We start from the raw sequence: 12,151 nt of genomic DNA on the forward strand, positions 1-12,151 counted from the left end.
GTATGTCATCTGACGCGTCCGGCGGTTCGGTCGAGACCCTGCTCGCGGGGCTCGGCCTCGACGGACTGTACGGCGGCAACTCTACCGAGGGTCACTGCGACTGTGAACTCGAGTTCGACGACAGAACGCTGGTGGTCGAGGCCTCGGCCTGCAACGGCGATCTCGCGGCGTCGCCCGCCTGCCGACACTCAGTCGTCGAGCGCTTGGCGGCCCGCGAAGCGTCTTCGATCGTCGTCCACACAGACGGATTGAAACACCGGTACGACAGGGAAGAGACCGCGTTTCTCGGCGCTGCAGGTCGCTTCGTCGAACTGCTCGGCGACCGCGACGACGAACTCGCGCGGGCGGTTGCCCGGGATCCGATCGAGGGTGCGGTGGGTCTCGAGACGCGGGTCGACGAGATCGGCGACGTGGCGATCGAATCCGGTCTGCTGGACGCCGTCGCTGACGTTGACGACTATACCGACGTATTCTCCCCGCGTCTCGGACTGGCGGTCGCGTACTATTACGTCGACCAATCGATCCCGGAGACCGCTCGTCTCGACGACGTTCGCGAACTCGAAACCGAAAGTACGGCGCGTATCTACGACCGTGCGGAGCGGGTGCCGTTGTACTCGCTCGATGCGCTGGACCTCTCGCTGTCGCCGGGGGAACGCGAGCTGGTCGTCGACGGGTACGAGGCGATTGCGGAGGGGTGGGTCGAGGGGGACCGTGCCGCGTCGCGGGCGATCGAGTTCGCCTCGGACGAGCCGGTCGATCCGACGTTGACGGCGGTGTTGGAGAAGCATACCGATGGCTACGGCGTGCTGGAGGATCTGTTCGCAGATCCGGCGGTGACGGATGTCTACGTCACGTCGCCGGTCACGGCGAATCCGCTCCGGATCGAGTTCGATGGGATCGCGATGGAGACGAACGTGCACCTCACCGAAACGGGGGCGAAGGCGCTCGCCTCGCGGGTCAGGCGGACGAGCGGCCGAGCGTTCTCGCGTGCGAAGCCGACGATCGACGCGACGGCGTCGTTGACGAACGATCGCGGGCTACGAATTGCGGGGGTGACGGATCCGGTTGCGGACGGGATCGGCTTTGCCTTCCGCGAGCAGTCCGACGACCGGTTCACGTTGCCGGGTCTCGTGGCCAACGGGACGATGCCGGCCTCGGTCGCGGGTTTTCTCTCGATTGCGATCGAGCGGAACGCGGCGGCGCTGATCGCCGGTACCCGCGGGTCGGGCAAGACGACGCTGCTCGGAACGCTGCTCTACGAGGTGACGCCGGATACCCGGACCGTGATCATCGAAGATACGCCGGAACTCCCGGTTAGCCCGCTACAGACGGTCGGCCGAGATGTGCAGGCGCTTCGAACCGGGACCGGCGACGGGCCGGAGATCACGCCGTCCGATGCGTTACACACGGCGCTCCGACTCGGCGACGGCGCGCTGGTCGTCGGCGAGATCCGCGGCGAGGAGGCGCAGGTCCTCTACGAAGCCATGCGCGTCGGTGCGAACGCAAACGCCGTTCTCGGGACGATCCACGGCGACGGTGCGACCGAGGTCTACGAACGCGTCGTCTCCGATCTGAAGGTCGAGCCCTCGTCGTTCAGCGCGACCGATCTGGTCGTCACGGTCGACGCCTATCGCACGCCGACCGGACGTAGTCGTCGCGTCGCCCGCATCGAGGAGGTCTGTGGTACCGGGGAGGACCTCTGGTTCGAGCCGCTCTATGAACTCGACGGAGACACAGCAGCACCGACCGGCCGCATCGATCGCGGCGAGAGCCGGTTCGTCAATGCGATTGCCGGCCCGACGGAGGCCTACGCCGACGTGCGCGCGGCTATTGCCGACCGGACGGCGTTACTCTCGACGCTCGCCACGGACGGGCGTGTCTCGCCGGCCGAAGTCGCGGCGGCGTACGCCGACCGGAGGTGACAGTCGTGGCACGCTCGAATCGGGCCCGATTCCCGGCTCTCGCCATTCGCGGCCTCGCCCGGCTGTATCCCTACGATGTCGATGCAAGTGCCGCACTCGTCGATTCGGTCCGGTTCATCGACGCCCCCTACGACGCCGCGACGATCGTCCGGGCCGGCTACGGTGCGGGACTGCTCGGGGCGATGGTGCCGCTCCCGCTGGTGCTCGCCGACGTTCCGATCCCCTTCATTGCGGTGTTCGTCATTACCGCCGCGCTCGCGGCGATCCACGGCGTCCACTCCTGGCCGCACCTGGTGGCGGCGTTCCGGCGAACGGAAGCGCTCGGCGATACGCCGAACCTCATCGGCCGGGCCGTCTTGCGCATGCAGATCCAGCCGTCGCTCGAGAACTCGATCCGGTTCGCCGCCGACACGGGGTCCGGGCCGCTCGCCAGGAGTCTCGAGGCGCACTTCAACCGCTCGAAAGGGACGCCCCACGCCGGCCTGCTCTCGTTCGCCGAGGAGTGGTCGGCGCACTTCCCTGCGCTCCGCCGGTCGTCGACGCTCCTGGCGACGGCACAGGACGCCCCCGAGGGCGAACGCGGCCGCACGCTCGACCGTGCGCTGTCCGCGATTCTCGACGGCACGCGGAGCCAGATGGCCGAGTTCACCTCGGCGATTCGGGCACCGACGACGATGCTCTTTGCGTTCGGCATCCTGCTTCCGCTGGCGCTGATCGCCCTCGTTCCGGTCGCACCGATGGCCGGCGTCAACCTCAATATCTGGATGTTCGTGCTCCTCTATACGATCGTGTTGCCGCTCGGATTGCTCGGCGCGTCGCTGTGGCTGCTCGTCCGGCGGCCGGTCGCGTTTCCCCCGCCGACGATCGACCGGGACCATCCCGAACTTCCGGACCGTCTCTGGTTGCGAACCGGCTGGGGGGTGGCCGTCGGCGGGGTTATCTATGCGCTCGTCGGAGCGTTTGGCCCGGCGTATCTCGCCGAAATCGTCGGCCTCGGAACCGGTCTCGGAACGGCGCTGCTTGCCGTGTACAGCCCCGTTCTCGCGCTTCGAAATCACGTCCGAGCGGTCGAAGAACACCTGACCGACGCCCTGTACATCGTCGGCCGCCAGGTCGCCGAGGGCGAGTCCGTCGAATCCGCGATCGATCTGGCGGCCAACCGCGTTCCCGCCGAGACCGGCGCAGTATTCGATCACGCCGCCGGCGTCCAGCGCCGCCTCCACACCAGCGTCGAGGAGGCGTTTCTCGGCCCCTACGGTGCACTTCGCGATATTCCGAGCCAGCGCGCACACAGCATGGCCGCCCTCCTCGCCATCGCCGGCGATGAGGGCAAACCCGCCGGCCGCGCCATCGTCTCGATGGCCGACCACCTCGAAGAACTCGAGACGGTCGAAGCCGAGACGAAACGCGAACTCGTGCGCGTCACGAGCACGCTTGACAACACCGCGGCGTACTTCGGCCCGATGGTCGGCGGGGCGACGGTCGGGATGGCGGATATGCTCACCGCCCAGAACTTCGATACCGTCGACGGCTTCGCCGACGCGAGTACGCTGCCGATCGAACAGCTCGGCGTCGTCGTCGCCGTCTACCTGATCCTGCTCGCGTTCATCATGACGCCGCTCTCGTACGCCCTTCGGTACGGCATGGACCGGTCGCTGTTCGGCTATCACGTCGGTCGAACGCTGCTCTCGTCGATGCTGTTGTTCGTCCTGACCGTCGCCCTGATCGATGTCGTCCTCGTCAGCCCGATGTGACGGAGGGACGAGCCTCAACCGACGATTCCGTTTTCCGTTTCACGTCTCGGCCCCACCGCTCCGCGACTGTAGTTTAAATACGAAGCCGAAACAGACGCGGTATGGATCTGGACGCGCCGGCTGACGCGTGGTACGTCTACGTCGCAGTCGCAATCGTCAGCGTCGCGCTTGCGGGGCTCGCACTGGGCGTCTCGACCGGCCCACCGCCCGACGCCGAGCGAGCGGCGACCACGATCGAGGGCGCAACGACCAGCGAGTATCCCGCACGTGCCACTGCCGAGCACGACGCCGAGACCGTCACGATCGACCGCAAGACGATCACGATGGAAAACGACCACGGCACCTCCCACGCGAGCGTCGACTACGGCGTCGTCGTCCCCGTCCGCGGCAACGAACGCCTGGAGAATCTGTCCGCCGGGGCCGCGTTCAAAGACGAGTACGCCGATGCGCTCGAAGACGGAGACAGACACGCGTTCGCCGAATTTCAGCAGGATGTCGAATCGGCGTTCGACGAGAACTCCGGACGGCCGATCCGAGCCGACGGCGACCTTCGCGCCCGCCAGGTCACGGTCGACGCTGCTGTCGACGAACTCGACCCTGTCGAGGAGCGACTGACGATCGAGGTAACGGAAGACTGGGAGCCGCTACTCAGCACCGTTCCCGACCGGATCTGGGATCCGGACCCCTACATCGGCGCGATGCAGGTCACGTACACCGGACCCGAAGACAGACGGGCGACCATCCACATGAATGGGGAGTATCGCCTGTCCGATATCCTCCCCGATGCCGTTCCCAATCCGGCGGTTCCCGACCCGGAACCGCTCGACGAAACGGTAGAGCTAGCTGCCACCGGCCACGGCAGCACTAGTACCGTTATCAGGCCACGATCGGACGGTCAGATTGACATCTCCCTTCCGGGGGATGTGGGGCATCTCAGATCGTCCCAACCGGCTCGCGATCCCATCGAGTTCAGCGTCGAGGCGACCGATCCGAGCGGTGACCTGCCGTCGGCGACGGGATCCGGCGAACTCGAGTACGCGGACGGATCTGTCGAGTGGACGAACGAGGTCGAACGCGACATGGAGTTCGACCACGAGCACCCGGCGATCGGCCGCAACGACGGAGGGAACTACTATGTTACGCTCGTCGCGGTCTAAGGAGAGAGCCCAGACCGAACCGATCGCCGCGATCGTTGCGGTCTCGGTAGTCGTTATCGGGATCGGGCTTTACGCGGTTTCCATGCAGGCTGTGCTCCCCGGAACCAGCCAGTCGGCGACGGCCGACCGGACGATCGACCGCGTGTGGGACGATATCGAAGAGGGCGGCGTGGTCTACGCTCACGACGATGCCACCCCGCTTTCGGATCGCGTTACGGCCGCGGCGCTTCCGGCCGGCGCGACGGTTGCGGTCGAGGTGACCGCGGTCGATGGCGACCGCGAACGAGCGGTCGCGACGGGCGCGTTTCCGACCGGATTTCCCGACGAGACCGACCGCGCGGATGTCGCTGCACTCGAACGCTACGTCGAGTCGGAGGGCGTTCCCGACGAGGCGTCCGTCGCGACCCAGTCGATCCCGGTCGCCGTCGAAAACGAGGCCGACGTTCGCGCCGGCACGCTCCGGGTGAGCGTCTGGTGAGCCGAACTCGCGATCCTCCCGCTGAACTCGCGGGCGGCCGGAGCTGCGACCGGGCTATTTCGACGGTGATGGACGTTGCGCTGGCGCTGTTGATCATCAGCGCCTGCGTGGTGATGATCGGGGTCTATCTCCACAGTGACGACGACTCGGTCGACGGGACGCGTGCCGATCGAGCCTCCCAGACGCTCTCCGGGTCGACGATCACGATCACCTACGATATGACAGCCGAGAACGAGTCCGGTCACGCACCGGTCGACAGTGAGAACTTCGAGATCCCGGACGGACTCGACCCCGACGAGAGTCCCGAGTTGTATCGGGTAACGACCTACGATTCGGCCAGTTCGCTGTTGGCCGAGTCGGCGCTCGTTGCCGTCGAATACGACGGGACACAGCCACTCGCGTACGCCGACGATGTCGAGGCGTCGGTCGATGCGGCTATCCGCGGTCAACTGGTCGGGAGCGACGACTCGATCTACGCCGTTGCGACGTGGGAACCCTACGCGAACAGTTCGATCAGCGGTACTGCAACCGCCGGAGAGCGCCCGCCACGGACGGCGGATATCTCGAGTACGTCCGTCACGGTATCGACGAGAATGGCCGGTGCCGACGAAGAGGACTACGAGGCACTCGCGAGTTCATTTTACGATGCGCAGGCGGCAGGATCGGACGGCGTTGACGGCACAGCCGGCACGCTCGCGGAACTGATCGTCGAGGCGATGTTTCCGGTCGCGGAGACCCAGTATGCACTCGAATCGACGCGGACCGAGAACGCGGTAACGGTGTATGACTATCGACAACTGGCGCTTGCGTTCGGCGGAGACGATCTCAAGGCGGCTGTCGACGAGGAAATCACCGGCGTCAACCCCGACGCTAGCGCTGCAAACGGGCAGCTTGCGGACGGCTTGGCCGATCAGATCGCCGAGGATATGCGCGGCGATCCGATTCACGATGAACTCGATCGGCTCTTTGCAGCCCACCCCGACGAAGACGAGTTCACAACCGCAGCAGTACCGCATCTCGAGGAGTACGTCTCGATCGAAACAGTCGACCTGACCGTTCACGTTACTGATCAATGACCAGCCGATCCCGTAATCGACGAACCGTATCGATCGCAGACGACGACCGGGCACGGATTCCCTTCGCGATGATCGCAGTCCTGTTGCTCGTCTCGAGTATCGCCATTGTCGCCACCCTCGAGCAACGTTCGGACCCGGTGATCGAGCAGGATGTCGAGGTCGTCATGGATCGAAGCGAGACGGCGGCCCAGTCCGAGCTTCGATCGGCGGCTATCGACGCCAACCACGACGTGGTGAGCGCGCCGCTGATCAACGCAAGCAGCGCGGACACCGATATTACAGCTATCGGTCCGAACAACGATCAGCCGGTCAATCTCGAGAACTACCTCAAACTCCGCATCTACCTCGAGGCACACGATCGACTTCCCGCCGCGGGGCAGCGAGTCGGCTCCGAGACCGTCTCGACGGTGTCGATTCCACCGGTCACCGCGGATGGCGACAACGGTGTCTCGCCGGACGAAGCGATCGACGCCGTCGACTTGACGATCGGCGACGACTCTGCAACCGCACTCGAAGCCGGCCTGCTCGAAGTGACGCTTCACGATGTGGAGGTCGACGCCGAAACCGGCGGACGAAACCTCCCAGCCGAAACCAGAGACCTCTCGGTAACCGTCGGCTCACCGGTCATGCAACTGAACGAGCGGACATCGACGTACGAGAGCCGACTCAACGAGGGCTTTCTCGATGCCGGGATCGATACTGAACTCGAGAGTCTTGGCCAGCACATGGCCGCTCGTCTGTATCCGTTCGCCTATTTCAAATCCGGCTGGGATCGGATGCACAAGACGGCGTCACCGGAGAGTCACGATTTCGGCCGGGTACTCGAGCCGGGACATACGGAAGTTCTCACGAACCACGCGATTTTCGCCATTCAGGAGGACGTTTTCGGAACCCGAGACCCGTACGCACAACGGACGTTACGGCCAGGATACGTCTGCATGGCATACCAGATGGGCGAGTCGATGAGCGGAGGTAGTGACGATTCGGGCGAGAGTGGGGACAGTAGCATCATCGACACCGACGAGTTCGGCATGGGCGAGGTTACGAACGAGACCCAGGACAACGAGAGCGTCGATATCGAAACCCAACTCTGTGACGGCGGTGCGGTCCAGCAGTGGATCTTCGGGGATCAGGCAACCGGTGAACTCCCCGACATGCCGCCGCTCTCGGAACTGATTCAGGAGGGACTCGGCGAGATGGACGTGATGAACGAGGCCGAGGAGATTCCAATCGCCGACCTGTCAGAGGCATCCTATCGGTACTACCAGTATCAGGTACTCCACGATAAGACGATGGACGTCACTGAGTTCTTCGAAGACCGCACGGACGCAGTCGTCGATCAGGTTCCGGACGAATACCGGGACGATGTCGAAGAGACCGTCGACCAGGCGGGCACACCCGATATCGAGAACGATGGCCGAAGCATTCAACGACTCATGGAAGAACTCTACGAGATCGATATCGACACGAGCGGCGGCAATGCGAGGCTCCTCGGACACACGCCGTCAGCGGGTCCCCAACCGACGCAAAACCACTCGCTCGGGACGTTCTCCGTCGACATTTCCGACGTACGCGACACCGACGTGACCCACGAGGCGTTTCCACACCCCGATGGGACGTCGGCCTCGAGTGACCGGACGATTCACGAACTCGACGTGGATGCCGAACTCGAACTCGACGCCATCGAGATGTGGATACACGATGATCCAGTCAACGCGAGCGAATACGGCGAACGAGAAACGGTCACGAGAACCGAGACGGCGAACGTTTCGGCCCGTCTCGGGCTTTCGATCGAGGGCCAGTACGACTTCCGGGAGGAGGGACTCTACGACGACACGTTCGTTATTCAGGAAGAACCGGCTCTCGAGAGCGATTATCTACCTCTTCAGCTGCCTGCACGCGATTCCAATACGAGTTCGACACAGTCTCAGTCTCAATCTAGGTCCCGATCCGAAAACGGGACCGGCATGGCCGGTGGCGCTAGCGCCCTCCAATCGACGGGGTCGCTCGGTAATGAGACGACGTTCAACGCGGCGCTCATCGATTCCGTTCTCGACGTGACGGACGGTGTCAGCTACTACGGCTCGGTCGAGCGCGACCTCGAGCAAAACGTCGATGCACTCCAGTCTCGGACCACCGATTTTGGCAGTGATTCCGGAACGACAAAGACCGGTGCGATCGAGTCCGCATTCGAGGAGGCCGTTATCGACGACGAGTTCGACGAGACCTACGAACTCGACGAGTTGGTCGCTGTGACCGAACAATATGGGTTAGAGACGGATCTCTACAACGAACTCAACCGCACGCACACCGAGTTCAGCACGTGGATCGAGGACGAGGAAAACGCGTATACCGTCAATCGAACCGAGTTGTTGAACGCGGACGCCAATCCGGTGTCCGGCGCAATCGATCACGTCAAAGCGGTCGAAGACGAGTTCGTCTATCGAAATCTCTCCGCGTCGGGGCCGAACGACTCGTTCGAGACGCCGGAGGAATTCCTCACGGCGCAGGTGCGCAAGGCGTATTTCGATCGGCTCTACTCGTATCTCGATGTGGTTGCTGGCCAGTACGAAGGGCGAGTCGGCGACATCGAGGACGAAGTCGACGAGATGGGTGAGCCGGCGGTCGACGTTGGCGATGATCTGCTCGGGTTCGTACAGGACGTGTTGAACGCCGATGTCGAGTACAATCCCGAATCGATCAAGGGCTCGCCGGTGCTCGATGACGCTCAGTACGAAGTCGCGGGATCGCCGACGTATCTAACTCACGAGAATATCTCCGGAACGCAGGATCCGGCCGTTCGGCCGGCGAATGCGACGATCACCGATGTCGATGCCGAAACCGAACACGCGCCACTGACGATTCAAAGTACAAACCGGAACCGGTGGCCGGGACTGCCGGTGATCCCCACGCCGCCATCGATGTGGTTGCTGCAGGCCAACACCTGGAATACGACGATCCGGGGCGAGTACGCCCGGTTCGAGGTCGGAGCCACCATCAGTGATCCAGGTGAGACGGGGCGATTGACTTACGTTCGCGAGCACCGACCGATCACGGTCGAACTCCACGACGGCACTGAACTCGAACTTGGAACGAACGAACCGATCGAGTTCGAGAGTACGACCGAGGTAATCGTCGTGATGCCGGGGGCTGTCGTCTCGAGCGGCGGTGTTCCGGCAGTTGGGGATACGGAGCCGGAACATAACGGACAAACCGTGTGTTCGCCAACCTGGGATCAGACCGGTCCGGGATTCGATCCCGACGAGGCGGAGGCGACGATCGAACGAGAGTGTGCGTATCCCTCCGCTGGTGGGTAGTCTTCAGGGACTGGTTACTGGTTGTCTGTCGTGGTGGGCGGAAGCATCTCTCATCACTCGATCAGGGTTCAGGGCTGAGGTCTCGCCCTTGCGTCGTTCACGCCCTTTCGTCCACGGGGTAGAGCCGAGCGGCTCCGACCGCGACGGCCGAGATGCCGGTGAACGCGGCCGCGGTGGCGAAGACGGCGTGGACCTCGAACGCGCCTGCAACGGGGCTGAGAACCACCGGCGAGAGGAACTGCCCGACGTAGCCGAACATCGCGACGTAGGAGCTGTACTGCCCTTTTCTGTCGTCGGGGGCGAGTTCTTCGACCCACAGTAATACGGTAGGGAATGCGAGTCCTTGGCCCAGTCCGAAGAGAACGACCGGTACTGCGGCGACGAGGCGGCTGTCCGCGACTGCCGCGACGGTGAACTCCGCTGTCCACAACGCAAGCGCGGCGAGTGTCAGTTGTCGATAGTCGAACCGCTGCTTCACGCGGTCGTAGAAATAAGCGCTCACCCCGCCGGCGAGGCCACCGTCCTCAACGTCGCCGCCGCGTCCGCCGAGGGCGGTCTCGGGATTCCACCGTGCACACGCGGCGGTTGGCGGCGGTCACACGGCGACGACATTCGAATTCTGCCAGACGACCTCGATGGCAGTTATCGTTCGATTTTGGGTATTACAGCGAGAACGGAGACGAATTGTCGTCGTCGCTGTTCCGGCTTTTATCGCTTTGTCTCTTCGGAATCAGTCCCGGAAACGATGATTTCGACGGTGTCTCCGGCCTCGATATCGGCCTGTTCGAGAAGGTGCAGGAACTGTTCACCGTTTCCATCGGTGAGGACGCGTGCCCGTACCGTCTCCTCGGAGCGATCGAGTTTGGTTTCGATCGCCTCCAGACGCGCGAGGAGTTCGGCCTCGATCGAATCGTCTTCCCCTCGTTGCGGACGATCCTCCTGGACATCGACAGCGGTCCCATCGCCGTCGGAAGCCGATGCCGAATACGGATCCGTCGCCGGTCGCCCAAACGTGGTCTCGAGCGCGTCGAGATCGACACCCTCCGCCTCGAGATCGACTGCATCTCTTCGAACAGGTGAGCGCATTCCATCGGGATCGAACGGCTGGTTCTGTGCCCGTTCCCACTGTCGTGTCCGAATTTGCGTTGCAGCCGTTTCTGCGATCCATTCTGGGGCCTGCCACTCCCCTGCTTCGTAGAGTCGATGGATGTCTTCATCGTTCGTTCCCCACGTGAAACAGTGATCGAAGCGGCGCTGAAACCGCTTGAGCGTGTCTCCCACCGCGTGTTTGATCACGACCTGTTTGGGTGCCAGCTCGCGAACGACCCGGTCGATCGTCTCGATCGACGGATGGTTCCGGAGTTCGATATACCGTGTCGTACAGCTCACGTTCGTAACCGGCACGGCGTCGCCCGTTGCGAGCTGGACGAAGACGCCGGTCGGGTCGTCTTTAATCGCGTTCAACAGCCGAGACGCGCTTCCTTTCTGCGGCGTCTCCGGCCCGGCGATCGTCACCCGCCCCTGTTCGAGCACCGTTGCAGTCCGCTCGAACACTTCCCGAGTCTCGATCCCGGGTACGTCTAACTTGAGCGCGTTGTACAGTTTGGCGGCCTGTCCAACCATCGTAATCGGGAGTTCGCGATCGAGTGCCGCCGCAGTGTGTCCCAGCAGTACCGCGTAGTGGAGCCCCGTCAGTGAACTCGTCGCAATGACAACCTGCGAGCCGGCGTATGCTCGTTCGAGAACCGTCTGTAGCGACTCGTTGAGCGCGGTCCGATAGGTGTCCTCGGTCGAGGCGTTCAGAAGGACGGCGTCAATATCGAACGGATATGTCGTCTGTAGCTCCGGAAAGCCAGCACAGGGACGCATCGTGAAATCTCCCGTCGCGAGTATGTGCTGTTCGCCGTTCAAGAGTTCATCAGTGGTGGTCCGGTCTCGAAAACGGATGATGAACCCGGCTGCACCGGGCGTATGGCCTGCGGAAACGGGTCGAACATCGAGATTGGCCAGAACCGCCGTCCAGTCGTCGATCGGTTCGAGCGCGTCCATTGCCTCCGAGATCTCTCCGAGATCGTTGTCTTTCTGCGCCTCCGGGAGCGTCTGTTCGAGGAGGGTCGCTGTTGCCGGCGAGGTGTAGATCGGCGCGTTGTGTCGGACGTTTCTCGCGAGCGACCGATAGTGGTCGATATGTGCGTGTGTGAGTAAAATTGCGTTCAGATACTCGTCGTCGCCGAGTGCCGAATCGAGATCGACAGCGCCACCAGCATCGACGAGAACGCAGGCGCGTGTCCCATCGGCAGCCGTGAATCGGAGGAGGGTAGATTCGTTGCCGCTCCGAATGTTCATGTGTTGATAGGAAACGCGCATGTTCTCGTCTTCACTTCCGGTCGACTCTATTTATATTCAACCATATCAGTTAGAACAATAATTGGATATAACCAACAAAT

Annotated in this window: 8 protein-coding genes; 6 read left to right on the top strand and 2 right to left on the bottom strand. The window is 63.2% G+C overall.

All coding sequences use genetic code 11. The annotated features are described in order from the left end of the window. The first annotated feature begins 2 nt into the window (after positions 1 to 2). The 6 genes from SM755_RS20985 to SM755_RS21010 all read left to right on the top strand — a co-directional run bounded on the left by SM755_RS20985 (position 3) and on the right by SM755_RS21010 (position 9,704). Positions 3 to 1,922: an ATPase, T2SS/T4P/T4SS family gene (locus SM755_RS20985; protein WP_323174388.1), complete on the top strand. Its 1,920-nt coding sequence runs from the start codon at positions 3 to 5 to the stop codon at positions 1,920 to 1,922. After that, positions 1,919 to 3,676, top strand: a complete 1,758-nt coding sequence (locus tag SM755_RS20990) for a secretion system protein (protein ID WP_323174389.1) — start codon at positions 1,919 to 1,921, stop codon at positions 3,674 to 3,676. The genes SM755_RS20985 and SM755_RS20990 overlap by 4 nt, the downstream gene beginning before the upstream one ends. A gap of 101 nt (positions 3,677 to 3,777) precedes the next feature. Then, positions 3,778 to 4,833, top strand: a complete 1,056-nt coding sequence (locus SM755_RS20995; protein WP_323174390.1) for a hypothetical protein — start codon at positions 3,778 to 3,780, stop codon at positions 4,831 to 4,833. A gap of 82 nt (positions 4,834 to 4,915) precedes the next feature. Continuing rightward, positions 4,916 to 5,311 carry a hypothetical protein gene (locus SM755_RS21000; RefSeq protein WP_323174391.1) on the top strand — a complete coding sequence of 132 codons (396 nt, stop codon included), beginning with the start codon at positions 4,916 to 4,918 and terminating at the stop codon, positions 5,309 to 5,311. After that, positions 5,308 to 6,387 (top strand): hypothetical protein, encoded by a 1,080-nt coding sequence (locus SM755_RS21005; RefSeq protein WP_323174392.1) that lies wholly within the window; start codon positions 5,308 to 5,310, stop codon positions 6,385 to 6,387. Before SM755_RS21000 ends, SM755_RS21005 begins: the two co-directional genes overlap by 4 nt. After that, positions 6,384 to 9,704 (top strand): hypothetical protein, encoded by a 3,321-nt coding sequence (locus SM755_RS21010; protein ID WP_323174393.1) that lies wholly within the window; start codon positions 6,384 to 6,386, stop codon positions 9,702 to 9,704. The genes SM755_RS21005 and SM755_RS21010 overlap by 4 nt, the downstream gene beginning before the upstream one ends. A gap of 97 nt (positions 9,705 to 9,801) precedes the next feature. Here the strand turns inward: SM755_RS21010 and SM755_RS21015 are convergent, their stop codons facing one another. Both SM755_RS21015 and SM755_RS21020 read right to left on the bottom strand, forming a co-directional pair. Then, complete coding sequence (locus SM755_RS21015) at positions 9,802 to 10,206, bottom strand: MFS transporter (RefSeq protein WP_323174394.1); 405 nt, start codon at positions 10,204 to 10,206, stop codon at positions 9,802 to 9,804. Between the two features lie 206 nt (positions 10,207 to 10,412). After that, positions 10,413 to 12,071 carry an MBL fold metallo-hydrolase gene (locus SM755_RS21020; protein ID WP_323174395.1) on the bottom strand — a complete coding sequence of 553 codons (1,659 nt, stop codon included), beginning with the start codon at positions 12,069 to 12,071 and terminating at the stop codon, positions 10,413 to 10,415. Positions 12,072 to 12,151: the final 80 nt, after the last annotated feature.

It is taken from the genome of Natrialba sp. PRR66 (assembly GCF_034808065.1).
GTDB lineage: Archaea > Halobacteriota > Halobacteria > Halobacteriales > Natrialbaceae > Natrialba > Natrialba aegyptia.